This window comes from Ensifer sp. LC384 (assembly GCF_001695865.1).
Classification (GTDB): domain Bacteria; phylum Pseudomonadota; class Alphaproteobacteria; order Rhizobiales; family Rhizobiaceae; genus Ensifer.
In genome coordinates this window covers 1-25,508 of record NZ_MBST01000035.1, presented here as the reverse complement: position 1 = coordinate 25,508, position 25,508 = coordinate 1, and the positions used below count along the sequence as shown (strand labels likewise).

25 protein-coding genes and 3 pseudogenes are annotated in these 25,508 nt (G+C 60.4%); 11 read left to right on the top strand and 17 right to left on the bottom strand.

Going from position 1 to position 25,508, the window contains the following annotated elements:
* The first annotated feature begins 107 nt into the window (after positions 1-107).
* From BC363_RS23680 to mmsB, 3 genes are read left to right on the top strand one after another with little or no spacing between them, the layout of a single operon-like run.
* On the top strand, positions 108-1,250 hold the full coding sequence (locus BC363_RS23680) for an isobutyryl-CoA dehydrogenase (protein WP_065785006.1): 1,143 nt from the start codon (positions 108-110) through the stop codon (positions 1,248-1,250).
* Between the two features lie 12 nt (positions 1,251-1,262).
* Positions 1,263-2,327, top strand: coding sequence for an enoyl-CoA hydratase/isomerase family protein (locus tag BC363_RS23675; protein WP_065785007.1), 1,065 nt, complete (start codon positions 1,263-1,265; stop codon positions 2,325-2,327).
* Positions 2,328-2,383: 56 nt separating this feature from the next.
* Positions 2,384-3,280: a 3-hydroxyisobutyrate dehydrogenase gene (gene mmsB / locus BC363_RS23670; RefSeq protein WP_065785008.1), complete on the top strand. Its 897-nt coding sequence runs from the start codon at positions 2,384-2,386 to the stop codon at positions 3,278-3,280.
* A 77-nt stretch (positions 3,281-3,357) separates the two neighbouring features.
* Here mmsB and BC363_RS23665 read toward each other — a convergent pair whose 3' ends face one another.
* A complete protein-coding gene (locus BC363_RS23665) occupies positions 3,358-3,768 on the bottom strand; it encodes a 4-oxalocrotonate tautomerase family protein (protein WP_065785009.1) in 411 nt (136 codons plus the stop codon).
* A 104-nt stretch (positions 3,769-3,872) separates the two neighbouring features.
* On the opposite strand from BC363_RS23665, the gene BC363_RS23660 reads away from it, so the two are divergent.
* A complete protein-coding gene (locus BC363_RS23660; RefSeq protein WP_065785010.1) occupies positions 3,873-4,736 on the top strand; it encodes a LysR substrate-binding domain-containing protein in 864 nt (287 codons plus the stop codon).
* Between the two features lie 23 nt (positions 4,737-4,759).
* Here the strand turns inward: BC363_RS23660 and BC363_RS23655 are convergent, their stop codons facing one another.
* The 7 genes from BC363_RS23655 to BC363_RS23625 all read right to left on the bottom strand — a co-directional run bounded on the left by BC363_RS23655 (position 4,760) and on the right by BC363_RS23625 (position 12,064).
* A complete protein-coding gene (locus BC363_RS23655) occupies positions 4,760-5,509 on the bottom strand; it encodes an SDR family oxidoreductase (RefSeq protein WP_065785011.1) in 750 nt (249 codons plus the stop codon).
* Between the two features lie 117 nt (positions 5,510-5,626).
* Positions 5,627-7,258, bottom strand: coding sequence for a glycosyltransferase (locus tag BC363_RS23650; protein WP_065785012.1), 1,632 nt, complete (start codon positions 7,256-7,258; stop codon positions 5,627-5,629).
* Positions 7,259-7,260: 2 nt separating this feature from the next.
* Positions 7,261-8,376: a DegT/DnrJ/EryC1/StrS family aminotransferase gene (locus tag BC363_RS23645; protein WP_065785013.1), complete on the bottom strand. Its 1,116-nt coding sequence runs from the start codon at positions 8,374-8,376 to the stop codon at positions 7,261-7,263.
* Positions 8,373-8,864, bottom strand: a complete 492-nt coding sequence (locus BC363_RS23640) for an acyltransferase (RefSeq protein ID WP_065785014.1) — start codon at positions 8,862-8,864, stop codon at positions 8,373-8,375. Before BC363_RS23640 ends, BC363_RS23645 begins: the two co-directional genes overlap by 4 nt.
* A complete protein-coding gene (locus BC363_RS23635; RefSeq protein ID WP_065785015.1) occupies positions 8,864-10,012 on the bottom strand; it encodes a DegT/DnrJ/EryC1/StrS family aminotransferase in 1,149 nt (382 codons plus the stop codon). The genes BC363_RS23640 and BC363_RS23635 overlap by 1 nt, the downstream gene beginning before the upstream one ends.
* Positions 10,009-10,986, bottom strand: a complete 978-nt coding sequence (locus BC363_RS23630; protein WP_202618605.1) for an NAD-dependent epimerase/dehydratase family protein — start codon at positions 10,984-10,986, stop codon at positions 10,009-10,011. The genes BC363_RS23635 and BC363_RS23630 overlap by 4 nt, the downstream gene beginning before the upstream one ends.
* Positions 10,987-11,023: 37 nt before the next feature.
* On the bottom strand, positions 11,024-12,064 hold the full coding sequence (locus BC363_RS23625) for a Gfo/Idh/MocA family oxidoreductase (protein ID WP_065785017.1): 1,041 nt from the start codon (positions 12,062-12,064) through the stop codon (positions 11,024-11,026).
* Between the two features lie 157 nt (positions 12,065-12,221).
* Between BC363_RS23625 and BC363_RS23620 the strand changes: the two genes are divergently transcribed.
* Entirely contained in the window at positions 12,222-12,734 is a 513-nt protein-coding gene (locus BC363_RS23620; RefSeq protein WP_244519938.1) for an acyltransferase, read from the top strand.
* 520 nt (positions 12,735-13,254) lie between these two features.
* Here the strand turns inward: BC363_RS23620 and BC363_RS23610 are convergent.
* From BC363_RS23610 to BC363_RS23600, 3 genes are all read right to left on the bottom strand, one after another.
* Entirely contained in the window at positions 13,255-14,031 is a 777-nt protein-coding gene (locus BC363_RS23610) for an ABC transporter substrate-binding protein (RefSeq protein ID WP_065785019.1), read from the bottom strand.
* Positions 14,032-14,160: 129 nt separating this feature from the next.
* Positions 14,161-14,556 carry a VOC family protein gene (locus BC363_RS23605; protein WP_065785020.1) on the bottom strand — a complete coding sequence of 132 codons (396 nt, stop codon included), beginning with the start codon at positions 14,554-14,556 and terminating at the stop codon, positions 14,161-14,163.
* Between the two features lie 93 nt (positions 14,557-14,649).
* On the bottom strand, positions 14,650-15,558 hold the full coding sequence (locus tag BC363_RS23600; protein WP_065785021.1) for a DMT family transporter: 909 nt from the start codon (positions 15,556-15,558) through the stop codon (positions 14,650-14,652).
* A gap of 446 nt (positions 15,559-16,004) precedes the next feature.
* Between BC363_RS23600 and BC363_RS23595 the strand changes: the two genes are divergently transcribed.
* Both BC363_RS23595 and BC363_RS23590 read left to right on the top strand, forming a co-directional pair.
* Positions 16,005-17,108 carry a DUF475 domain-containing protein gene (locus tag BC363_RS23595; protein ID WP_065785022.1) on the top strand — a complete coding sequence of 368 codons (1,104 nt, stop codon included), beginning with the start codon at positions 16,005-16,007 and terminating at the stop codon, positions 17,106-17,108.
* A 127-nt stretch (positions 17,109-17,235) separates the two neighbouring features.
* On the top strand, positions 17,236-17,508 hold the full coding sequence (locus tag BC363_RS23590) for a hypothetical protein (RefSeq protein WP_057223157.1): 273 nt from the start codon (positions 17,236-17,238) through the stop codon (positions 17,506-17,508).
* 100 nt (positions 17,509-17,608) lie between these two features.
* Here the strand turns inward: BC363_RS23590 and BC363_RS35590 are convergent, their stop codons facing one another.
* The 4 genes from BC363_RS35590 to BC363_RS23575 form a co-directional block, all read right to left on the bottom strand.
* A complete protein-coding gene (locus tag BC363_RS35590; RefSeq protein ID WP_139110098.1) occupies positions 17,609-17,776 on the bottom strand; it encodes a hypothetical protein in 168 nt (55 codons plus the stop codon).
* A gap of 264 nt (positions 17,777-18,040) precedes the next feature.
* On the bottom strand, positions 18,041-19,558 hold the full coding sequence (locus BC363_RS23585; RefSeq protein WP_065785023.1) for a tripartite tricarboxylate transporter permease: 1,518 nt from the start codon (positions 19,556-19,558) through the stop codon (positions 18,041-18,043).
* Between the two features lie 14 nt (positions 19,559-19,572).
* Entirely contained in the window at positions 19,573-20,064 is a 492-nt protein-coding gene (locus tag BC363_RS23580; protein ID WP_065785024.1) for a tripartite tricarboxylate transporter TctB family protein, read from the bottom strand.
* Positions 20,061-21,005 (bottom strand): tripartite tricarboxylate transporter substrate binding protein, encoded by a 945-nt coding sequence (locus BC363_RS23575; protein WP_065785025.1) that lies wholly within the window; start codon positions 21,003-21,005, stop codon positions 20,061-20,063. The genes BC363_RS23580 and BC363_RS23575 overlap by 4 nt, the downstream gene beginning before the upstream one ends.
* Positions 21,006-21,503: 498 nt before the next feature.
* Between BC363_RS23575 and BC363_RS23570 the strand changes: the two genes are divergently transcribed.
* Both BC363_RS23570 and BC363_RS23565 read left to right on the top strand, forming a co-directional pair.
* The gene (locus BC363_RS23570) at positions 21,504-21,749 is read left to right on the top strand and encodes a type II toxin-antitoxin system VapB family antitoxin (protein ID WP_065785027.1); all 246 of its coding nucleotides are present in this window, start codon (positions 21,504-21,506) and stop codon (positions 21,747-21,749) included.
* On the top strand, positions 21,749-22,186 hold the full coding sequence (locus BC363_RS23565; protein ID WP_083223593.1) for a type II toxin-antitoxin system VapC family toxin: 438 nt from the start codon (positions 21,749-21,751) through the stop codon (positions 22,184-22,186). Before BC363_RS23570 ends, BC363_RS23565 begins: the two co-directional genes overlap by 1 nt.
* Positions 22,187-22,433: 247 nt before the next feature.
* Here the strand turns inward: BC363_RS23565 and BC363_RS23560 are convergent.
* Positions 22,434-22,952 (bottom strand): annotated as a pseudogene (locus tag BC363_RS23560) (NAD(P)H-dependent oxidoreductase); the annotation flags it as partial.
* A 245-nt stretch (positions 22,953-23,197) separates the two neighbouring features.
* On the opposite strand from BC363_RS23560, the pseudogene BC363_RS33775 reads away from it, so the two are divergent.
* A pseudogene (locus BC363_RS33775) lies at positions 23,198-23,347 on the top strand (helix-turn-helix domain-containing protein); the annotation flags it as partial.
* Between the two features lie 210 nt (positions 23,348-23,557).
* Positions 23,558-24,745 (top strand): ATP-binding protein, encoded by a 1,188-nt coding sequence (locus BC363_RS23555; RefSeq protein ID WP_065785028.1) that lies wholly within the window; start codon positions 23,558-23,560, stop codon positions 24,743-24,745.
* Positions 24,746-25,001: 256 nt separating this feature from the next.
* On the opposite strand, the pseudogene BC363_RS34675 reads toward BC363_RS23555, so the two are convergent.
* Positions 25,002-25,169: pseudogene (locus BC363_RS34675) on the bottom strand (ABC transporter substrate-binding protein); the annotation flags it as partial.
* Positions 25,170-25,508 lie beyond the last annotated feature (339 nt).

Sequence of the window (25,508 nt, the reverse complement as noted above, 5' to 3'; positions counted from 1 at the left end):
TTCTGTTCGTTTTTGAACAGAACCTGTGAGAAGTTGCACCTGTGCCTGTACGGAATTTGGTGTAACTAGCCCCAATCGTTCAATATGCGGTCAGGGAGGACATGCATATGGATTTTCGCCTGTCTGAGGAACAGGAAGCCATCCGTCAGATGGCGCTTGATTTCGCTCGCGACGAGTTGGCGCCCAACGCCATCGAGTGGGACCAGGAAAAGCATTTTCCGGTCGACAAGCTACAGGCCGCCGCCGCGCTCGGCATGGCCGGCATTTATGTGCGCGACGATGTCGGCGGCACGGGCCTGACGCGGCTCGACGCCGCAATCATCATCGAGGCGCTGGCAACCGGCTGCCCGGCGGTCGCCTCTTTCGTTTCCATTCACAATATGTGCGCCGGCATGATCGACCGCTATGGCACCGACGAGCAGCGTCATCGGTTGCTGCCGCAACTGCTGAGCATGGAAACACTGGCGAGCTACTGCCTGACCGAACCGGGATCCGGTTCGGATGCGGCGGCGCTGAAAACCAAGGCCGTCAAGGATGGCGACAGTTACGTCCTGACCGGCCAGAAGCAGTTCATCTCCGGTGCCGGCGTGTCCGGTCTCTATGTAATCATGGCGAGAACCGGCGAGGACGGTCCGAAGGGCATCTCCACCTTCGTGGTGGAAAAGGATGCGCCGGGCCTCACCTTCGGGGCGAACGAGAAGAAGATGGGCTGGCACGTGCAGCCGACGCGCGCCGTGATGCTCGATGGCGTACGGATTCCCGCTGAAAACCGCCTCGGTGCCGAAGGCGACGGCTTCAAGATCGCCATGGGCGGGCTCGACGGCGGCCGGTTGAACATTGCCGCAGCTTCGCTCGGCGGCGCGCAGGCTGCCTTCGACAAGGCCCTTGTCTATGTTCAGGAGCGCCGAGCCTTCGGCAAGGCAATCGGCGAGTTCCAGGCGCTGCAGTTTCGCCTGGCCGACATGGCAACCGACCTTGAGATCGCTCGCACCTTCCTCTGGCGCGCGGCCTCGGCACTTGATGCCGGCGACGTCGAGGCGACCAAGCTCTGCGCCATGGCCAAGCGCTTCGTCACCGATCGCTGCTTTGACGTCGCCAACGACGCGCTGCAGCTCCATGGCGGCTACGGCTATCTCGCCGACTACGGCGTCGAAAAGATTGTCAGGGACCTGAGGGTGCACCAGATACTCGAGGGCACCAACGAGATCATGCGGCTGATCGTGGCGCGCTCGATCATCGGCCGGAAATAGGAAGGGCTTTTCATGGAAATGCAGGTGGCAGCACCGGAAGTCATCGTCGAAAGCCAGGGCGCGGTCGGTCGCATCCGGCTCAATCGCACAAGGGCGCTGAACAGCCTCAATGTTCCGATGATCCGGTTGATCGCCGAAGCGCTGACCGAGTTCGAGAACGATCCTTCGGTTGCGGCCGTCATGGTGACGGGCGAGGGTGAGCGTGGGCTTTGCGCCGGCGGCGACATCCGCATGATCTATGAGAGCGGACACGAGCGGCCGGCCGATGGCGCACAGTTCTGGCGTGAAGAGTTCGTTGTCAACAGCCGGATTTCCGCTTACCCGAAGCCTTATATCGCCATCATGGACGGCATCGTCATGGGCGGCGGCGTCGGCATATCGGCGCATGGCAGCCACCGTGTCGTGACCGAACGCACGCGGCTCGCCATGCCGGAAACCGGCATCGGTTATTTCCCGGATGTCGGCGCAACCTGGCTGCTGCCGCATGCCCCCGGCGAGTTCGGCACCTATCTCGGCCTTACCGGTCGCGATATCGGTGCCACTGACGCGATCCATGCCCGTCTTGCCGATCATTACGTCCCGACCGGCAAGCTCGACGATCTGATCCGCGTCCTTGCTGCGTTACCGCCCTCGGCCAAGGCGGCGGATGTCGATGCAGCAATCCGAGGTGTTGCCGAACAGGCACCATCGTCGCCGCTTGCGCCACATCTGAAGGCAATCGACCGATGCTTCGCCTTCGATACGATCGAAGAGATCTTTTCGGCGCTGGAGGCGGAAGACAGCGATTTCGGCCGGGAAACGCTGGCCCTGCTTCGCTCGCGCTCGGCTCTGAGCATGAAACTGACGCTCGATCTTTTGCGGGCCGGGCGAAAAAGCGCCTCGCTCAATGAATGCCTCGAGCGCGAATACTCGGCCACGCTCGGCATGCTTTCCAATCCGGATTTCTACGAGGGCGTGCGGGCCGCCGTCATCGACAAGGACCGCAACCCGAAATGGACGGTGGGCTTGTCTGAGGTAACGGAGGAGATGCGCGCGCGATTTGCGAACCGAGATCACCTGCCACTGTTTGTCGCCTGAAGGGAGCCAGACGCTCTGATCGGCGCGGGTCGAATTGCAATCCAGGAGGAGTGAAGATGACGAAGATCGCCTTTATCGGGCTTGGAAACATGGGCGGCCCAATGGCGGCCAATCTGGTGAAGGCAGGCCACGCGGTGACCGGCTTCGACCTGTCGGAGGCATCGCGCAATGCTGCGGCCAAGACGGGTGTTTCGGTTGCGGGTTCGATCGCGCATGCGGTACGTGAGGCCGAATGCGTCATCACCATGCTGCCGGCCGGCGCCCATGTCCTCTATGTCTGGGATGAACTGCTCGGCTTCGTCGATCCCGGCACATTGCTGATCGACAGCTCGACCATCGATGTCGACAGCGCCCGCAAGGCGCATGCGTTTGCCGACAAGGCCGGATGCCCGTCGCTCGACGCGCCGGTCTCCGGCGGAACCGGCGGAGCTGCCGCCGGGACGCTGACGTTCATGGTGGGCGGCGCCGACGATGCCTTTTTCCGCGGCAAGCCGCTGCTCGACGCCATGGGCAAGAAGATCGTCCATTGCGGCGACGTCGGCGCGGGGCAGGCGGCAAAGATCTGCAACAACATGATCCTCGGCATTTCCATGGCCGGGGTCTGCGAGGCCTTTGTGCTCGCCGAGCATCTCGGCCTGTCACATCAGGCGCTGTTCGACGTTGCCTCGACCTCGTCCGGCCAATGCTGGTCGTTGACGACCTATTGCCCGGTACCCGGACCGGTGCCGACGTCGCCCGCGAACAACGACTACAAGCCGGGTTTTGCGGCAAGCCTGATGCTGAAGGATCTGAAGCTGTCGCAGCAGGCGGCAAGTACAAGCGGCGCCTCGACGCCCATGGGCGCGCAGGCCGCCCAGCTTTATTCCATGTTCGAAAAGCTCGGGCATGGCGGCGAAGACTTTTCCGCGCTCATTCGTCTGCTGCGCGGTAACGAAGACGCGAAGCCCGGCTGATCCTGCGCGACAGATTTGCGGCGTCGATCCGAACCGACGCCGCATATCCACATTGGCTCAGTCATAAGTGCTGACGTCTAAACCGCAGCTTTGAGCTTGTTGCTGATGTAGCGAAACTCCTGCGTCTTGCCTTCGAAACCATAGGCGGCAGCCGAGACCTCGTGCACGAGAATGTAACTTTCCGGATGCACATTGCCGAGCAGCTGTTGGAAGCCGGCAAAGACGGCCTCAAGGTAACTCTCCATCTCCTGCTTGGTGTTGGTGCCGTCCACCACCTTGATATCGAGCCAGAAACTGTTGGCGCCCTGTTCGGCAAGCGAACGACCGCCGACGAACCAGTGCGCCGGGTCGGCGTAGTTGACGACGATGGCCGTAATCGTCGGGTCCTTGTGCAGATGCTTAGCGGTCAAATCGCTGACTGCGACGGCGATGCGCTGGGACAGGGCGGGGTCGGCTTTGCCGGTGACGTTGATATTGATGATGGGCATGATCGGCTCCTTCGAACGCCGGTTGGTGTTGAGCCAATCTCGCACTCCTATTAGTGGAGCAAAATCGAATTGTTCTTGATCAACAATTCGATTATTATGAAGTTATGCAAACGCTCGACCCTGACCTGCTGCGCACATTCCTGGCCTTTGCCGAAAGCGGCTCGCTGGCGCATGCCGCCACCGTCGTCGGACGAACCCCTTCGGCGGTCACGTCCCAGATGCAGCGGTTGGAGGCGCTGATCGGGGAAGCGTTGCTGGCCCCTTCCGGACGCGGCCGAGTTCTGACGCCGGCCGGCGAAGACTTGGTCGTGCATGCCCGCAAGATCCTCGACGCCCATCGCGACGCCTGGCTCAGCCTTAGGGGTGCGCGCACCGACGGACGCGTGTCGCTCGGCTGCACCCAGGATTTTGCCGACAGCACGTTGCCGGCACTGCTGCAACAGTTTGCGGGCGCCCACCCGCGGGTGCGGCTGGATCTGCGGGTAGGCCGCTCGAAAGAACTGGTGAGCCAATACGACCAGGGCGCGGTCGACGTGATGATTGTGATGCGGCAAGGCGGGGCGGTCGACGAAATCGCGGTGCTGTGCGAACCGATGGTCTGGCTGTGTGCATCGCCTGATGTCATGCTTGCCGACGAGCAATTGCCGCTTGCCGTCCTCGATCCGCCCTGCGGTTTCCGTTCAGCGGCCGTCGATGCGCTGGAAACAAGTGGTCGGCCCTACCGGATCGCAGCGACAAGCCCGAGCCTCTCCGGCCTGCGTGCCGCAGTTCGCAGCGGCATCGCGTTGACGGCAAGAACCGAACGCTTCGTCGGCGAGGGCGTGGCGATTGCGCCGGAAAGGCTCGCGCTGCCGACCCTGCCCGACGCCGAATTCAGCCTGCGTCTCAAGACTGGCGCCGAAAGGGCCGCGGCCACACTTGCTGCCCTTCTTGCCGATGGGCTTTCAAAAACGATTGCTGCGCCCTGACGGCAGCTCGACTGCGGCTGCCGCTACATCTGAACCGTCATGCCGCCATCGACCGTCAAGGTGATGCCGTTGACGAAGCTTGCGGCCGGCGATGCAAGGAACACGGCAGCCGGCGCTATCTCTTCCGGCCGGCCCCAGCGCTTCAATGGGATGCGGACATCGACGAATTGCTGCAACGCGGGATCTGCGGCAAGCGCGGCGTTTGTTTCCGTTGCAAACCAGCCGGGCGCGATTGCATTGACCGTGAGCTTGTCGGAGCCGAGTTCGACCGCAAGCGAACGGGTCAACGCCCCAAGCCCACCCTTCGCTGCGGTATAGGCAGGGTCACCCGCACGGGCTGCAAAGGCCGCGATCGAGGTGACGAAGATCAGCCGTCCGGCGGCAGACTGCCGGAGATAGGGCAGCGCTGCCTTCGCCATGCCGTAGGCGGCAGTCAGATCGGCGTTGATGAGGGCCGCAAAGCCGGCCGCATCCATATCGTCTGTGCCGCGGCGGTCGCGCTCGCCGACGGCGTGGATCAGAATATCCAGGCTTCCGGTGCTGCGTGCCGCCGCCGCCAGGATCGCTTCTGCATCCGTCGCCACGTCGCCTGGCGCTATATCGAGGGTTACGCCTTCGCTCGCAACCTGATCGCGCGTGGTCTCTAGGGTCAACCGATTGCGGCCGTTGATCGCGACAGATGCGCCCGCTTTGGCGAGTGCCTTTGCCATCTCAAGGCCCAGTCCACGGCCACCGCCGGTGACCAGTGCGGTCTTTCCTGTCAGATCAAACATATCTTGCCCCGTCTTGCCTGTACGAAGGACTTTGGCCGGATGGGAAGGTGGAGGCAAGCTTCGACAGAGGTTATGGAAGCGACGAGGCCATTGATATCAACGGCCTCGCGCTTCTATTCAACTCACCCCGAGCATGATCTTGGACTGGCCGTCGAGAACGGCACCGTAGCGAATCCGATCGGCTCTGCCATTGGCAGCGAGCACGCGCTCGGCAAGGGAGATCCAGGTTGCGAGATCCTCTTGGCCAAGCCAATGGATCGACAAGCAGTCGCCAGGCTCGGGACCATCGACGCCGGTCGCGTGGTCATCGAATTCATCAGCATCGGCACGCCATAGCCATTGCATGCGCCGGATGCTGACGTGGGGAGCGTCGATCGCACGCTCCAGCATCAGGTCGCGAAGGCCTTCATCTTCGATCAGTTCGGCAAGCATCAACAGCCAGGCGATTTCGACCGGATCGAGGCGGCCAAGTTCCGGGTCCGATTGGCCCTGGGCATTGCCTCTGCGGCTGAGCCAAAGGGCCGCCTGGTTGAGGTCACCCTCAAGAAGCGCGATGACGCCCATCAGGATCCAGGGCTCCGCCACATGGCCGATCCAGGTGGTCAGCTCGTTGAGCCCTGCCTTGGTTGACGTAAGGTCTTCTCCCGAGAGGATCGCGTCGCGCGCCGACCGCAGCACGGCGGACATCGGGCTATCGAAGATGACGGCGTCGGCAATCCACGGTGTGCCAGGAGCGGCCGGGACATTCTCGAACGGCCCGAATTTGCCTTGCTGCTGCACGATTTCGCCCGGCTGAAGCCTGATGCGGCATTCGAACCAATCGAGCATGTGTGTCCAGGATTGCCGGGTATAGCGGCTGTGAACGAGGTCGTGACCCTGCTTGCAGATATAGGAATAGAGATCAGGGCTACGGGAGATCGCATTTATCTTGATGTAGAGCTCGCGGCCGGAGCCGAGCACGCAATTCTCAAGATCGACGAAACCGTATTCCTTCAAGGGCTCCGATTCCGGCGCAACGAGGATGGCGCCGGATGCCGGGATCTCCAGATGTTTGCGAACGACGTAGTCCATCCGTGTGGTGTCGGAAATCGAGAAATAGCTTTGTGAAATCAGCTGCGAGTATTTCTCGTCACGTACTTCGAAGGGTGCCTGATGGTTCTTGTCGTAGCCGGGATGCGTGTAGACCAGTGTCGGGAACAGGCGTTGGACCTCTTCCGTCACCTGTGCACGCCAGGGGTAAAAGGTTGGGAACAGATGCCCGCTGAACACCGTGACGGGGATAATCTTGTCGAGTTTGTAATCCCGGAACACGGTCGGATCGATGAATTTTGGCAGTATGAAAGAGGCGATCCGCAGCAGTTCCGGCATATGTTGGATTTGTTCGTTGCCGGTGCAGAAAACCGTGTCGATGCCGTAGTTGTCTAGCATCTGCAGAATGAGCGGCCGCATCGGGTCGTGCGGGTCGCAGTTGAGATACAGCGCACGCGGTACATGCGGATGCGCTTGTGCGTTGGCGATATTCAACCGGTGAGGTCGCCCCCAATGGACGGAGTCGAAGATCAGGAAATCGGGCTTCAGCTGCTCGTAGACCTCAGCAAAGTCGAAGTCCTGCTCGATGACGCTAACGTCGCAGTGAAGCGCGAGCGCATGAACCCATTCATCGATCACCGTCGCTAGGACCGCCGCGCAGTTCGGGTTCTGTCGCGGTCGCACGCAGAGAACCTTGCGACGTTGTGCTGTCTCAGCCATGGCTACTCTCCGTCGAAAAATGCAAGGACGGCGTCAATGACGCGTTGCTGCTGGTCGGCGCGCATGCCCGCAAACATCGGCAGCGACAGACCCTGTGATGCGAATTCCTCGGTGACAGGGAAGTCCGATTGCCCCGCAGCAATCTCCTGCAGGCACGGCTGCCGGTGCAGCGGGATGGGGTAGTGCAGACCCGTCTGGATGCCGTGTCCGTCAAGATAAGCCTTCAACGCGTCTCGGCGGTCGGTACGCACCACGTAGAGATGATAGACATGGTCGCCGTGCACGATCTCAGGAAGTTTCAACGGTGTTGGCGCAAGAGTGTCCTTGTAACGCGTGGCGATTGCGCGCCGTTGATCCGTCCAGGCGTCGAGGTGGCCGAGCTTGTGACCAAGAACAAGCGCTTGGAGGCCGTCCATGCGGTAGTTGTAGCCAATCCGTTCGTGTAGGTACCGCTGCGACTGACCATGATCCCTGAGCGCCCGCAGCGCTTTGGCGTGCTCGTCGTCATTGGTGACGATAAGGCCGCCTTCGCCGGCGCCGCCGAGGTTCTTGCCCGGATAGAAGCTGAAGCAACCGAGATCGCCAATCGTCCCGAGGCTGCGGCCGTCGTGGCGTGCGCCGATCGCTTGCGCCACATCCTCGATGACCGTCAGGTTGTGGCGGCGAGCAAATTCCATCGTCGCCGACATGTCGGCCGGCTGCCCGTAGAGATGTACCGGGATGATGGCCCTGACGCCGTCGTCTAGCCGGCGTTCGGCATCGGCAAGATCAATGGTGCCGGTAGCCGGCTCCACATCGCAGAAGACCGGGATCGCACCTTCGTAGAGAAGGCCCCATACTGTGCCGATAAAGGTGTGGGCGGGCACAAGCACCTTGTCTCCACGGCGAATTCCGGCGGCAATGACGGCGAGATGCAGGGCGGCGCTGCCGCTGCTGACGGCAACCGCATGTCGCGCGCCGAGATAGTCGGCGATGCGCCTTTCGAACTCGCTGGCCCATGGCCCCAGGCAAAAGGCATTTGCCTCGAACAGTCGCTCGACGTCGGGCATGACGTCGGCACGGACCTGGTTCCACTGGATCGAGAGATCGACGAAAGGTACTGTGGCGTGCGCGTTCATTCGGATGTCCGTTGCGAAGGGGAAGTTGAACCGACGATGCGGGCAGGATTGCCGGCGACAATGGCGTGGTCCGGGACGCTACGCGTCACGACGGCACCCGCGGCCACCAATGCGTATTGACCAATGACGAGATCCGGCAGGATCGTTGCGTTGCTGCCGATCGAGGCGCCTTTGGAAACACGGGTCGGCAGGCAGGTCCAATCGGCTGCCGATTGCAGGCTGCCGTCGTCATTGATCGCACGCGGGTAGCGGTCGTTGGTAAACATCACGCCATGCCCGACGAAGACGCCGTCTTCGATCGTGACGCCCGAGCAGATGAAGCAATGCGACTGGATCTTGCAGTTGGCGCCAATCTCGACGTCGGACTGGATCTCGACAAACGTGCCGACACGTGTGCCATCGCCGATCCTGCAGCCATAGAGGTTTGCGAGATCGGGATGGTAGATGACGACGTTTTCACCCAGGACAACAGTGTCGGCGATCGGCATCAATTCAATCCTTGTGCGGAAAGCGACGTTTTCAGGCCTTCGACCACGACCGTCTGCTCGTCTTCCGTCATGCCGTTGAACAGTGGAAGGATCAGGTGTGTGCGGCTAACCTTCTCCGATCGTTCCAACCCGCCGTGACGGGCGTTTTGCCAGGGCTTTTCGAGATGGCTCGACATGATCGCGCGGCGGGTAGCGATGCCCTTGTCCAGCATGGATTGCATGACGCCGTCACGATCCGCTATGTCAGGCAGGCCGACACAGTAGCTCTGAAAGTTCGAGCGCGCCCAGGTGGGTTCGGCCGGCACGGCGATGCCGCCGATTTCGCTGATCTGCTCCGCGTAACGTCTCGCCAAGGCACGGCGCTCGGCAACGATGCTGTCCAGCCGCTTCAATTGCTCGCGCCCGACCGCCGCTTGCATATCGGTCATCCGGTAGTTGAAGCCGGATTCATCGTAAGTTTCGGTCACGACGCGGTTGGACTTGTGGCGGGCAAGATCCGAAACGCTCATGCCGTGCTGGCGAAGCAGACGGCAGCGCGCGTCAATTTCGGGGTCGTTCGTCGTAATCATTCCGCCTTCCCCTGTGGTCAGGATCTTGCGGGGATGGAATGAGAAGCAGGCGACATCGGCGAATATGCCGCCGAGCTTGGTCCAGGTGCCGTTGGCCTGGATTTCCGCACCGCTCGCACAGGCCGCATCTTCAACCACCCGCAGACCATGGGCGCGGGCGACCTCGCAAATCGCGGGAAGGTCGCAGGGCATGCCGATCTGATCGACGCATAGCACTGCCTTCGTGCGCGGGGTGATGAGCGCGGCGATTGCGCTCGGGTCGATATTGAAGCCGTCGGGACCAATATCGGCAAAAACCGGCGTTGCACCGCACATGTGAATGGAGTTGGCCGTGGCAATGAAGCTGTGGCTGACGGTGATGACTTCGTCACCCGGCCCGACGCCGACGGCAAGCAACGCCAGATGCAGGGCCGTGGTGCAGTTCGATACGCCGCAAGCATATGCAGCACCCGTCATGGCTGCAAATTCGTTTTCGAAGGCAAGAACCTGTGGGCCCTGCGTCAGCCAGCCGGAGGCGATGACCGCGGCAACGGCTTCGGCTTCGGCCTGGCCGACAAGAGGACGCATCAGCGGGATCATTGTGCTGCCTCCATCGCGAGCGCACGTTCCTGCTGCCACCACGCGACAAGATCGGACAGTCCCTGCTCGAGGCTGATCGTCGCTTCGAAGCCGAGCTGTTCTTTTGCCTTGGTTGGGTCGGCGAGACGCCGCTCGACCGGATTGACGCTTCGAGCCGGCATATATTCGATCGACAGATCTGGTCGTCCCATGGTCTTCAGCAGCGCATCGGCGAGTTGCTTGAGCGACACTTCCTCGCCAGAAGCGACGTTGTAGACCTGATCGGACGCAGGCGAGAGTGCTGCTGCGATATTGGCGCGTGCAACGTCACGAACATCGATGAAGTCCATCGTCTGCAGGCCGTCGCCGAAAATTATCGGTGCCTGTCCGGCGGCGATACGCTCCATCCAGCGGATAAGCACCTCGGTGTAGCGGCCGTGGATATCCATGCGCGTGCCATAGACATTGAAATAACGCAGGGCGCAGTAGTTGAGCCCGAACATGTCGTTGAACGAGCGAAGCAGGCTTTCGTTGAGGAGCTTGAGCCCGCCATAGAGCGTCCGGTCAGCATAGGGCGCTGCGACCTCCGTCGTCGGGAACTCCGGTGCAAGCCCGTAGATCGAGGCAGAAGAGGCGGCGATGAGCTTTTCGACGCGGTGCTTCACGCAGGCTTCGATGAGATCGAATGTCGATTGAGCCATCACTTCGAAGGCATGGCGCGGTTCGGCAGCGCAATGGGTGATGCGAAGGGCTGCCTGATGGAACACGACGTCGCTGTTGCCGATCAGACTGTCGAGCAGGTCACGATCGCGAATGTCCGCGTTGATGACTTCGAGGCGATCGGGGTGGGCAACCGATGCAAGGTTGGCGAGCCTACCGCGCACCATGTTGTCGATGACGACGACCTTTGCCACGTCTTGCTGCATCAGTTGATCGACGATATGCGAGCCGACAAAGCCGGCTCCTCCTGTGACCAGGATGCGCTTGCCATTCAGGGCGTTGACGGTCTTGGACGATGTGTTCTGCATTGGTTTATTCCGCGGCTACAGCGTTGATTGAAGCAGGCATGAACCCACGGACGCGACGAAGGCTAAGGTCGAGTGCGGCTTGCGCGCGCTCCAGGGCGCGCACGACGCGCAGGCCAAGGCGCCCGTCTGTCTTGCAGGTGACTTGTTTCGTGATGGACTGCCGGAAGTGTTCGACGACATCGACAAGCGGCTCGGACGCTGCAAGCCGTGGCGAGGAAACGGATCCAATCCGGTAGTTCGGCAGGATGAGATCCCGTTCCTGCTTCGAATGGAACGTGATGCCGGAATCGTAGATTTTTAGCGGCTCGTCTCGATTGAGATCATCCCAGACGACCATCTGCTCGCTGCCACCGATCGCGACGCGGCGAAGCTTCACGGGCGACATCCAGCTTAGATTGAGATGAGCCACCATCGAATTGGGATAATGCAGCGTCAGGTAGCTGATATCAGGCGACCCCTGGTTGACGTGGCAGTAGCCCGTGGCCTCGACATCGAACGGTTCGATGCCGAAGAGGAAATCGAGGATCGACAGATCGTGCGGCGCGAGGTCCCAGAGAACGTTCACATCCGGCTGGAACAGACCGAGATTGATGCGCTGTGAGTCGAAGTAGGAAACGTGACCTAGCGCTCCGGAGTGGACGAGTTCCGCCAGCTTCAGGACCGCCGGGTGGAAAAGGAAGGTGTGGTCGACCATCAAGGTCAACCCGTAAACCTCGGCGCGCGCGACAAGGTCACTCGCCTCGGCGCTCGACGCGCACATCGGCTTCTCGACCATGACATGCTTGCGGGCTTCCAGGGCTGCGCGCGCCAGGTCGTAATGTGAAAATACCGGTGTCGCGATGACCACTGCGTCGATCGTCGGATCGGCCATGACGGCGCTGGCGTCGGCGTGAACCACGATTTGCGGGTGCGATTGGCGGAGTTTTTCTGCGAGCTCCGGTTTCGGATCGACGACGGCAACGAGTTCAACGCCCGGGTTGCTCGACAGCACCCGAAAAAGATTCCGTCCCCAATACCCCATCCCGCAAAGTGCGACCCTGACCATGCTGATTCCTCTCAAGCAACCGCGTAGGTTCATATTGCGAGGAAAGCTTGCTTGGGCCTGACGTGGGTATAACTCTCGGAGCCGGGCAATCTTGCCTGTTGTTTCCACCGCAGGGAAATTAGGGTGCAGGTATTGCGGATTGGTCAGGGGGAGCCTGGTGTTCAATGCTCTAAGAGTGCTGCAAGCGGCCTTGCAGAAGGAGAAGCTCGAGAAGTTCAAACGGCGTGTCTCTCTCGGTGATCTCCTTACCGATCGCTGGGAGAACGCACGTGAGTATGGCTTCGGCGAGGGGACATCCTGTTACGACAATGTTTTGATCCTCGGCGACGTCAAAGTCGGCGCCCACACCTGGATCGGCCCGAACACCATTCTTGATGGTTCCGGTGGCCTGGCGATCGGAGACCATTGTTCCATCTCGGCCGGCGTTCAGATCTACTCGCATGACACTGTTCAAAGGAGCGTCACGCTTGGCCAGGCACCGATCGATTATGCTCCGACGACCATTGGCCACGGCGTCTATATCGGTCCAAACGCCATCATCGCCAAGGGCGTGACGATCGGTGATCGCGCTGTCATCGGTGCAATGTCCTTCGTTAACAGCGACATCCCGGCCGAAAAGAAGGCGTGGGGAACGCCGGCGCGTATCGCTGGAGACGTCGTGACCGATTGAAGTTACGGAACGCGTCTAGCAGAGGAGTGTGTCAGCGCACCTGCCGAAGCTGATCAAGGAAGCGCTCATGTGGGACGGCGGAATTGCCGGTTACGTGTCCGCCGTCCGGAACGTCGGGCGTGACAACTGCTCCCAACGCCTCGCGTGCCGCCCGATACGGAGCCCGTTCGAAACCGTCGCATTTGGCCCAATCCGAGCGCCATCCTTGATGATGGTCGAGCCGGCGAGAAGGCAACAGGCGGTGATCTGGCATCCCTGGCCTACGCGGACGTTGTGGGCAACCTGCACCAAATTGTCGATCACGGTGTGGGCGCCAATTTCCGTGTCGCAGCCGTACATTCCCCAATCAACACTCGTGTTACTCTGGATGACGGCGCCGCGGCGGATGATGACGCGCCAATGGTGGGGGAGGGCTATCTGGCGACCGTCGATGGTCCCGACTTCAAAGCCAGTCGCCGCCGATCACCGACCCTGTCCTGGCGCCGACCGCCCTGGCGGCGGTCGGTCGCAGCAGATCTGTCTACTTCATCGTATAGACGTCGACCGTGAAGTACTTGTCGTTGATCTTCTTGTAGGTGCCGTCGGCGCGGATTTCGTCGAGCGCCTTGTTGAGCTTCTCGCGCAGGTCGTTGTCGTCCTGGCGAACGGCAATGCCGACGCCATCGCCGACGAACTTCTTGTCGGTGATCGGTTCGCCGATGATTTCGCAGCAGGCCTTGCCGTCGTCGTTCTTCGTCACCCAATCCAGGAGCGGCAGCATGTCGCCGACCTGCAGGTCGAGACGGCCGTTGACCATGTCTAGATTGGCTTCATCCTGGGTCGGATAGAGCTTGATCTCGGCGTCCGGATAGGTAGCAGCGATGAAATCCGCCTGGGTGGTGCCCGACTGGGCACCGATCACCTTGCCCTTGAGGGCCTCATTGGTGAAGGCGGTGATGCCGGCGCCCTTCGGCGCGACATGCGTCATGGCCGCAAGATAATAGGGATTGGTGAATGCGACCTGCTTCTTGCGCTCTTCGGTGATGAACATCGACGCGATGATGAGGTCGTACTTCTTGGCGAGCAGACCGGGAATGATGCCGTCCCAGTCCTGCGCGACAACCTCGCAGTCCGCCTCCATGCGCTCGCAGAGCGCCAATCCGATGTCGACATCGAAGCCGCCGATCTTGCCGGCCGAATCGACGAAGTTGAAAGGAGGATAGGCGCCTTCGGTGCCAATCTTGATCTTGTCTGCGGCCTCGGCCGACGTTGCCGCCGCCATGACAGCCAGCATGATTGCTGCAATCTGCGTCTTCATCCGTATTCCCCTTGTTGGCGCATCATTCTTGATGCTTCCGGAGAACACTAAATCCAGCCCGCCTATAAGCGAAATAGATAGACGCGATAATTGGTATTGTTTTGATTGATTGTGATCGCCGTCGGACGATCACGTGTACCGGCCATGACGCTGTAGGACCTCGATCTTGTAGCCGTCCGGATCGGTAATGAAGAAGAACCGCGCCAGAAGCGCGCCGTCGCGTTTGAACTCGACGATCTTGTTCGGCCCAAGCCCAGCCTCGGTCAATCGCTTGTGCTCGCTGTCGAGGTCGCTCACCGACAGGGCGAAGTGACCGTAGCCGTCGCCGAGCGCATAGGGTTCGGTGCGATCCTTGTTGATCGTGAGCTCGAGTTCGAATTCGCTCTCTTCATTGCTGAGATAGACGAGCGTGAAGGTTGCGAAATCGAGCCGCTCGGCAACGGAAAGCCCGAATGCAGCGCCGTAGAAATCGATGGACTTCTGCTCGTCGAGAACCCGGATCATCGAATGGATCGCTTTGGCCAAGTGAGCCTCCTTCAGCTTTGAGACGCGTGCGAAGTATCAGAGGGCGAGGGAGGTGGGAACCCTCCTCCCAAGGTTCCGATCGCTTGCCGGCCGCTAGACGTTTCGGCCGCGCTTCTTCAACTGCTGTTCGCGGAAGAAGATGAAGAGGCCCGAAGTGACGATCAGCCCGGCGCCGATGATGACGGTCGGGCGCGGCATGTCGCCGAAGAACCACCAGCCGAAGACGACTGCCCAAAGGAGGAGCGTGTATTGCAGCGGCACCACCGTTGCAGCGTCCGCGAGTTTCAGGGCGCGGTTGACCAGGATGTGCGCCAGCATCGCAACGATGCCCAGCATACCGAGCTGAAGGATCGCCTCGCCATCGACGGGCGCCCAGCCGGAAGGGTTGGCGGCGACGCCGACCAACGAAAAGATGAGCGCGCCGATGACCTGCCAGAAGACCAGCGTCGTATCCGGGGTCGAGCGCAGCGTTCGACCGAGCATCAGCGCAAAGGCAAAGGCGGCGCTGCCGACAAGGGCAATCAGGGCCGGCAGGCTGAAGGTGTCCTTCGACGGCTCCAGCGCGATCACGACGCCGGCAAAACCGACGAGGATCGCCGTCCAGCGTCGCCAGCCGACCTTCTCGCCGAGCAGGAACGGCGAGGCGGCGGCAACATAGATCGGCGCTGCCAGCCAATAGGTCATGGTGTCGGCGAGCGGCATGTAGGCGACGGCGAAGTAGAAGGCCGATGCATCTACGGCAAAAAGCAGCGAGCGCAGCGCCTGGAGCCAAGGCCGCTCGACGCGCAACATCGAGCGCAGCCCGCGCTTCAGGATGAAGGGCGAAAGCACGAGCAGTGCCGCGATGCTGCGGATCACCATCAACTGGCTGACGGAATAGGTCGCCACCAGCCATTTGCCCATGACGTCGTTCAGCGAGAACATCAACATGCCGAGAAGCATGATGATGACACCTGTCCGAGCAGCGTTCGGAGCGGTTGCAGAGGCGGTCAGTATGGTCATGGGAGCGGCTTTCAAACGTGTTCCCGTGCCTTTTACATATTCCCGCGCGCCGATCCATCGCGCTCTTCGTATGGGACGATAAGTTTTACGAATGAATCCCGCTGCGCCGACCTCAATCCGCTTGCCTGATTTCGATCACGGAATGCCAGATCGACCTGTGGGAGATGGCGTTGCCTCTTGACGTAACGCGCGGCGCTGCTACTTAAGGGGTGATCCTGCCGTCCAGACATCGGACCACGGGATGAACACTGGTGCCGGGCCCCTCTGGCGAGAGTTTTACGGCGCTCTCGTGATGTCGGTACCGCCAGCAAATTAGCCGGCGGATTAGCTACCATGAAAACTGATCTCATGCCTAACGCATGTGCCCTTTCGGCCGTGCGTGTTTTCGTTTCCAAACCTCACTTTTTCTCCGAACCGGGTGTCGTGCGCGCGAAGGAGGTCCGTCGATGACGCAGCCTCAAACGCACACAAGCGCCATTGGTTATTTCAAGTGGGCCTTCATCGTCACGGCGATCGGCCTTGTGCTTGGCGCCTGGCTCGGCTGGCAGTCGACCGGCACGCTCGGCGGCATGGCCACGGTCTTCTTTATCTGCACCGTTTTGGCCGTTCTCGAAATCTCGCTGTCTTTCGACAACGCGATCGTCAACGCCAACAAACTGAAGGACATGACCCCGGAATGGCAGCACCGCTTCCTGACCTGGGGTATCATCATCGCCGTCTTCGGCATGCGGATCGTCTTTCCGCTGCTCATCGTCGTTATCGCGGCGAGCATCGGCCCGATCGATGCGATCGTTCTGGCAGCGACCAAGCCCGAAGAATATGCCCGCATCATGAATGATGCGCACCTGCCGATCGCTGCGTTCGGCGGCACCTTCCTGATGATGGTGGGCCTCACCTACTTCTTCGACCATGAGAAGGACGTGCACTGGATCACCTGGGTCGAAAGCAAGATGGCGCGTTTTGCCACGATCAAGGGCATCGAAATTGCCTTCGTGCTGGCGCTTATCCTTGGTTTCTCGACCCTGCTCGATCCGGCAGAGGCGCATACATTCGTCTACTCGGGCATCTATGGGCTCTTGACCTTCCTCGCCGTCGAGGTGGTCGGAGGTTTGCTCGACGCGTCGCAACAGACGTTGAGTGCTGCGGCAAAGGGCGGCTTCGGTGCCTTCCTTTACCTGGAAGTGCTTGATGCGAGCTTCTCGTTCGACGGCGTCATCGGCGCCTTCGCCTTGACGCAGAACCTCTTCGTCATCGCCATCGGCCTTGGCATCGGTGCAATGTATGTGCGCTCGATGACGATCATGCTGGTGGAGAAGGGCACGCTGAACGAGTACCGCTACCTGGAACATGGCGCGTTCTACGCGATCCTGATCCTCTCGGTGGTGATGTACTTCCAGACGCTCGTGCACATCCCCGAAGTGATCACCGGCCTCGGCGGCGCTGCCCTGATCGGTATCTCGCTCTGGTCCTCCATCCGCTACAATAAGCGGGAACGCGAGGCAGAACTCGGCGGGGAAGTGAGCCATCAGCGGGCCCACGTCGAGGCATAAGCACTCAACCACGCATACTTCTTGAAAGGCCCCGGTGCGGACCGCGCCGGGGCCTTTTTGCAGCCGAAAGCCAGCAACGACGGCCGCCGAGCATTGCCAAACTGCTTTCGTCCCGGGATAACGGGGGATGATTTCAGGTGATCTGAAGCGGGTTTTGGAAGAGGTTTACCGAGCAGGCGCACATCGGGTGCCGGCCGATGATATCGATTGGCCGCAAGAGCTTCACGCCGCGGTCTTTCGTGCCTTGAACATGCAGTACATCACAAGACGCGAGATCGACGGCAGCGTCCGCTTTTCGCTGACGCAGGCCGGCTACCGGGCAATCGATGCCGAGGTGCCATGGGGGCGCATCCTGCGGCAGCGCATGCGCGACTTGATGCGGATGGCCACGGGACGCTAGGTCATTGGTCAAAAATAACGGCCCGTCCTCTCTCGAGGTCGAGCCGTTTCATCCTTGGGAGGATAAGGCGCCCCGTCGTGACGGGCGCTGGAAATCTTTGTTAGCTGCGGCGTGCGTCCGGGAAATTGGCCGGATCGATGCCGAGGGTGCGCAGGTCGCTTGCTTTCGGGCGGCGGTGGCCTTCGACAGCAGCGGCAGCGGCGCTAGCGGCGCCGAGAACTGCGAATGCGCGGCCGATGAAACCCTTGCGGTAAGTTGTGGTAGCCATCTCTTTGCTCGCTTTCGTTTTCTCTCTGATGAGAAAAAGATGGGGTTTGCCAGGTCTTTTTGCAATGCACAATTAGTCACTACAGCCATGCAACGGAAGCAGGCCCGGTCGATAGTCGATCGACCGGGCCCGCGGATTGAGCCTTGGGAGGCTCCTGCATAATTCCTTAAATCGGAATCGATTTAGGGACAAAATTATGCAGAAGATCAAAACCTTACAGCGACCTTTGCACACCTGAACAGGCGCGCGGCGCTGTAAGGCTTTTTAGTCTTCGTTGGCTGCAAGCTGCGCCAGCACTTGGCCGCGTCCGCGCGCCCGCAGGATCAGCGGAACGATCAGCGCAGCCGCAGCGATGACCAGCAGTACGGCGGCGATCGGCGAGGTGAAGAGCACGCTGACATCCCCCTGGCTGATCGCCAGTGCCCGGCGGAGCTGCTGCTCGGCCAGCGGCCCAAGGATCAGGCCAACGACAACAGGTGCGATCGGATAGCCGAACACGCGCATGGCATAACCGAGCAGGCCGAACGCGAGCAGCATGCCCAGTTCGTAGACCGACGGGTTGGCGCCGATGGTGCCAAGCGTCGCAAACAGGAGAATGCCTGCATAGAGCCACGGCTTCGGGATCGTCAGCAACTTAACCCAAAGCCCGATCAGCGGCAGGTTCAGGACCAGCAGCATGAAGTTGGCAATCAAGAGGCTGGCGATCAGTCCCCAGACGAGCTGAGGGTTGGTTGCAAACAGCAACGGTCCGGGCTGCAGGCCATATTGCTGGAAACCAGCGAGCATGATCGCGGCGGTCGCGGTCGTCGGCAGGCCGAGCGTCAACAGCGGTACGAGTGTGCCGGCGGCCGACGCATTGTTGGCGGCTTCCGGACCGGCCACGCCTTCGATGGCGCCGTTGCCGAATTCTTCCGGATGCTTCGCTAGGCGCTTTTCTGTCGCATAGGACAGGAAAGTGCCGATTTCAGCGCCACCGGCTGGCATGGCGCCGATCGGAAAACCGATGAAGGTGCCGCGCAGCCAGGGTTTCCACGAGCGTGCCCAGTCGAGTTTGCTCATCCAGACCGAGCCGCGGACGGCCTCGACCTTGTCCGGCCCCTTGTCGCCCTGTGCGGCAATGAACAGCGTTTCGCCGATAGCAAACATCGCTACGGCAAGCGTGGTGACCTCGATACCGTCAAGCAGTTCGGGGACGCCGAAGGAAAGGCGCGTCTGGCCGGTCAGCTGATCGATGCCGACGACGGAAAGCGCCAGGCCGACGAAGAGCGACGTCAAGCCGCGAAGGGTAGAGTCGCCAAAAGCCGAGGAAACTGTAACGAAGGCGAGTACCATCAGCGCGAAGTATTCGCGTGGGCCAAAGACCAGGGCCAGCTTGACGATATAGGGCGCGATGAACGCAAGGCCGAGCGTCGCGATCAGGCCGGCAACGAATGAGCCGATGGCTGCGGTCGCAAGCGCAGGTCCGCCCCGTCCGGCGCGGGCCATCTTGTTGCCTTCGAGCGCGGTGACGATCGAGGCACTTTCGCCCGGTGTGTTGAGCAGGATCGAGGTGGTCGAGCCGCCATACATGCCGCCGTAATAAATGCCGGCAAACATAATCAGCGAACCGGCCGGATCGAGCCGGTAGGTAACGGGAAGCAAAAGGGCGACGGTCAAGGCGGGGCCGATGCCGGGAAGCACGCCGACGGCGGTCCCGAGCGTCACGCCGATCAGCGCGTAGAGCAGGTTCATCGGCTGGGCAGCAACCCACAGTCCCTGCAACAGGAATTCAAAAGTAGCCATGGTCGACGGCCCTCTTAGAAGAACAGGTGTTCAAGCGGCCCTGCGGGCAGCGACAACTGCAGAAGCTTGGCGAAGATCACCCAGACGGCAAAACAGAGCGCGATGCCGACTGGCAGGGAGAACCAGAGCTTGCGCTTGCCAAAGCCGCGCGCGGTGAGCGCAAAGAGAATGCCGGTGGCGATCGAAAAGCCGGCGACGTTCAACAGCAGCATCTGTGCGACAAGGCCGGCGACGATCCAGAAAACTGGACCGAACTCCTGACGCTCGCGCTCAGGAAAGTCGTTCCGGAGGGCTTCGAAGACCGTCCAGACCGAAAGGCCGGCGAGACAGCAGGCGATCGCGTAGGGGACCGTCGTCGGTCCGACCTGGGAGTAACCGGCAGCGCCTGCCAGGCGCGACACGTCCCAGAAAATGAGGCCAGCGATAGCGGCAAGCACGGCCGCGATGAAGAGCGCCGCCCGATCCGGGCGACGCGTTGTGGTGGAAGGGTTGAGCCCCTTGGTCATTTCACCAGTCCAATGTCCTTGAGGACGCCTTCGGTGGCCGCAACGTCCTTGTCGAGCTGGGCGGCGAATGCGTCGCCTGCAAGGTAGCTATCCTGCCAGCCCTTGGTCTTCAGGACTTCCTGCCAGCCGGCCGACTTGGCAAGCTTTTCGACGTCGGCCGAAACGGCCGCCTTCTGCTCGTCGGTGAGGCCCGGAGCCGCTGCAACCATGCGCCAGTTTTCAACGACGACATCGAGGCCGGATTCCTTCAGCGTCGGAGCGTCGATGCCGGCGATGCGCTCGCCGCTCGAGACTGCGATCAGGCGCAGCGTGCCGGCCTTGACCTGAGCTTCGAACTCGCCGTAACCGGAGATGCCGGCCGTAACCTGGCTGCCGAGGATGGCTGCAAGGGCTTCGCCGCCGCCGGAGTAGGCGATGTAGTTGATCTTGGTCGGGTCAACGCCGGCTGCCTTGGCGATCAGGCCAACGGCGATGTGGTCGGTACCGCCGGCAGAGCCGCCAGCCCAGGAAACTGCGCCCGGATCCTTCTTGAGGGCTTCCACGAGGTCAGCCATCGTCTTGATCTCGGAAGCGGCCGGAACGACGATCGCTTCATATTCGCCGGTGAGGCGTGCGATCGGGGTGACATCCTTGAGGGTGACCGGCGACTTGTTGGTCAGGATCGCGCCGACCATGACGTAACCACCGACGATCAGGGCGTTCGGGTTGCCCTTCTGCTGGCTTGCAAACTGAGCGAGACCGATTGTGCCGCCGGCGCCCGGTACGTTCTGGACCTGTACGTTGCCGGAGATGCCTTCCTGCTGCAGGACGGTCTGGAGCGAACGAGCGGTCTGATCCCAGCCGCCGCCCGGGTTTGCCGGAGCGATGATGGTGTAGTCAGCCGCATAGGCCGGCAGCGCCATTGCGCCGGCGAGAATGGATGCCAGGAAAAAGTGTTTCAAGGTCAGTCCTCCATGAGGCGCGATTTTCCACGCGCACGTTGTTTCTGCGTGCGAACGGGAAGACGCGACGGTGCCCAAAGGACCCTTGTCGCTGACCGGATTGGTGACTTCCTCCCAGACGCAACCGGCGGGCCCGCCTCCACGGGGCGCCAGCGACTGCTAAGCCATCATAGAAAGCTGACATTAAGCTGACATCAAGTCCTCAATGCGAAAATGAAGCGCAGTGTTTACGAAATCTTAGCCTGTTGCTTGCCGCTTGCGGCGCGAATGGGCTCGCCATGGGGCAGGCCCCCTGCCGTTTCCTGTTGGTGCGCGAATCGCGAACGTTCTCGCGTCATTTGCCAACTAAGAAGTGAGCCCCGGCGGTGATGTGGGTCGGGAAGCTCAAATTCTCTTCGTTTTGTGGCGCATTGTAAGCCAACTGTTCTGTCTTGTGTTGCTTGAATATTCGGAATAGAATATTCGAATATTCCTTGCTGCATATTCAGGAGAAAAACCATGGCGCTCTATATTCGTGACGATACAGTCGACGATCTCGCTTCCGAGCTCCAGAAGCTGTCCAAGGCTCCTAACAAGACAGAGGCCGTTCGGCGCGCATTGCAGCATGAACTCGATCGCATCCGGCAAGAAGTGCCGTTACGCGAGCGCGTCGCGAAAATTCAAGACAAGTTCAGAGCGCGTATGGGGTCGAACAAGCCCAACTTTGACATGAAGCGCTTCACCGACGAGATGTGGGAACTCTGATGTTTCTGGACGCCTCTGTGATCGTGGCGGTGTTGGCCGGCGAGGAAGATGCTGGTTATCATCTCGCCAAAATCGAGATGTCAAAGACGCCAATCTTTTATTCGTCACTTGCTGTGTTCGAAGCGGTGATCAGCCTGGCACGTATCATTGCCATCTCGCACAACGGCGACCAGGCTCCAACGCCACCGGATATCATCGAACTGGCGCAGGAGAGTGTTGCGCAATTCCTTGAAGCAATCGATGGGCAAGAAATGCCTATCAGCGGATCCCTGCACAGCGCAGCGATTGAGGCGGCACGCAACTATGGTCGCTTTGTCGGCCATCCGGCGCGGCTGAATTTCGGCGATTGTTTCGCTTATGCTTGTGCGAAGTCCCGGCATTTGCCGCTTCTGTTCAAAGGTGATGACTTTTCCAGGACAGATATCGATGTTGCCTGAGATCGCCAGCCGGGACGACGCCAAGCCGTAGACAGCTGCCCAATACCTTGTCCTGCGTAGCAGCCAGCGTCCTGAACCCGGCACCATCGCTGGAATGCAACGCGGCGTGTGGCCGTTCGGCGCCACAAGGCTGAGGCCGGAGTTCCGTCCGCCATCCGTTTCCCGATCAGACCGGGAAACGGATCGCTGGCGATGCGCAGGAGCTAGTGGAGCAGCTTCTGCAAATTTCATCTGCATTGCTGCACGGCTATTCGGCTGCATCTTGCCGATCGATGTGGAGGGCGAAGCCGCGATCACTCGGATTGGCGAGGTCTGGACGCAGCTCGAGGCTCGGGATCAGATAGTCGCCACCGTTCTGGCGTCGGTAGGGAATAGGCGGTGTGGTCGAAAGTGTCCTCATGCGCTCGCGCAGGCGTTCGGCCATGTCCTCGAAGCCGGCCGCCTCGATGCGATCGACCCGGTAGGCCACAAAAGGCGGCAGCACGTCATATCCGGGATAGTAGAGGATGCCGTGGTTGATGGGGAACAGCAGGTCGTCGATCGGCCCGTTGACCCCGCGGGCCGAGTAGTGCTCCTGCCATCCGCCGGTGGTGACGATCAGCATCGCCCGCTTGCCCTTGAACGTCCCCTCACCAAACCGCTCACCCCAATAGGTGTCGCTGTGCTCGCCAACACCATAGGCCAATCCGTAAGCATAGACCCGGTCCACCCAGCCTTTCAGGATCGCCGGCATCCTGTACCACCCGAGCGGAAACTGCAGGATGAGAGTAGTGGTTTATGATCGCGGGAGTGGCTGGCTCGGTCACATTGGCGAGGGAGTATCTTCGCTTCAGTCGGTTGAGCGTCTTCGCGGCCCATGCGATGGCATCCTTCCGACCATCGGTAGCCTGCTAACCGACGCTGAGCACAGGCTCTCAGCGAATCTAGAGCGTGTCCGTTGAACGCGGAATCGAAATTTGGGTGACAGGTGTTGTTTGCCGTGATTCCCTGCTTTCGAATCAGGAGGTAGGGATGTCACGGGCATTGAGCGATGATCTTCGCAGTCGAGTTCTGGCGGCTTCTTCAGCCGGGATGTCTGCACGTTCGGCGGCGGCGCGGTTTGGGATTGGGATTTCGACGGCCATTGCCTGGATCGCCAATGCGCGACAGGGTCAACTGACCGCAGGCAAACAGGGCCGTCGTTCCGGCTGTGGGATACCGTCGGGAAAATCGTCACGCTCTTCAAGCCGCAGGAATGTGCAAACTACTTCGCTGCAGCCGGATATGACCCCGATTAAAATGGACGTGCTCTAGATGCTTCTAGGGAGTTATATTTACTTATAATCACTTATAAGGTATCTACGCTATATCTATCTAAAGCGGGTATGAGTCATGGATGAAGTTCGCAACCCTTTCGCCCCCGGAGCTGGATCGCAACCCCCCGAACTGGCCGGTCGTGACAGGATTCTTCAGGACGCGCGTATCGCTGTCCAGCGAGCCATTTTCGGTAAGCCCACCCAATCGCAAATAGTACTTGGTCTTCGCGGTGTCGGAAAAACGGTGTTGCTAAACAAAATCGAGCAGATCGCCGATGACCATGGCCACTTAACTTCGATGATTGAAGCGCCGGAAGGGATTCCTCTTCCGGTCCTCCTATATCCACGCATCCACCAGGTTCTTCGCAAGCTCAGCGTAATTGAGCAGGCGAAAGTTACTGCCTTTAGCGCGATGAGAGCGCTCCGTAGTTTTGCCTCGATATTCAAAGTTGAAATGGGGGACTTTGCCTTGTCCGTTGACCCCGAGATGGGGACTGCCGATAGCGGAAACATTGAATATGATCTTGCTGAACTCTTCGTCAGAGTCGGTGAGGCAGCAAAAGCAGCAGGGCGCGGTTGGACCCTTTTGATCGATGAAATCCAGTACATTGGCGAACAGGATTACGGCGCATTGATTGTCGCCATTCATCGGACAAACCAAAAGGGGCTTCCTGTCTTGTTCTTCGGCGCCGGCCTACCTCAGGTGGCCGCACTTTCCGGTGATGCAAAGTCCTATGCGGAACGGCTATTCTCTTATCCCTCGGTCGGCGCACTTGATCAAAAGTCGGCCGAGCTAGCGATCAAAAATCCTATTGAGGGAGAAGGCGAGCGGATCGCGGTCGACGCATTGCATGCCATCGTCGCGAAGACGCGCGGCTACCCATATTTCCTTCAAGAATGGGGCTATCAGGCATGGAATACGGCAGATCACTCGCCAATAGATGCCGCAGACGTTGACCAGTCTTCACTGAAGGCTTTGCGGCGACTAGACGACGGATTCTTCAGAGTTCGTTTTGATCGCCTGACGCCGCGGGAACGTGAGTACGTATGCGCCATGGCTAAGCTGGGCAACGGGCCCTACAAGTCAGGCGACGTTGCGGAGATGATGAAAGAGCCATCTAACAAGCTGGGGCCAATGCGGGCAAGTATCATCAAGAAGGGAATGATCTATAGCCCTTCCTATGGAGATATCGATTTCACAGTGCCTTTGTTTGGCGACTACTTGGTGCGCAATTGGATAGAGCCCAAGGCTCAGAAAGCTTAGCAAGAACGCTGCAAGATGATGGCGCCGCCGCTCCATCCTCCAGTTCGCGCAATTGCCACGAAACAGGCCACCTATTTCGATTGAGGATTCTTGCGCGCTACGGAACCCTCCCCGGCATTGACGATCTCGGCAAATCTTTTGGGAAGCTGGAATGAAGGGTACGCGACGCACGACGGTCCATGGTCGTCAGCGATGTTTGAGCGGTCTGAGAACGGACGGAGTAGCGAAACAGATTTCACCAGGGCAAAACGCTGGTTTAGTGGAGCCGCAAGACCTCGTTCCAGCGGGCAATCAGCCGGGATCGCTTGACCTGGTCGAGATAGACCATCAGTCCGGGGCTGACGGGTACCGGACGCAGTTGCGCGCCGAGCATTTCCTGCATGGTGTTGGCGGTGTTTTCACCCGCGACTTCAGGGCTGACGGCGGTTCCTGCAGACCCAGCGCCACCGCCGCGGGGCCTGTTCCGATCAGGTCTATGACGCGCGCGAGGAAAGGGAGGCGACGGCAACTGGGTGAACATGCCGCCCACGCGTGAAGTGAAGATTGCTACCGAGCTGCGCGCTTTGGCCTCAAATCTGCAGAGAAAGACTCATCGGCATTGTATCGTGGCATGGTGATGCTCAAACATAGGACGTCTCTAAGCCCCACGGCCCTGAACTCAGGTTAACGGGGATTTCGGGAAGCGTACGAGTCTGATTCAAGAGTGTTGGTGATCTGGAGGCCGACATGATTGAAGATGATCGCCCGCGGCTGCGGGTTTTGC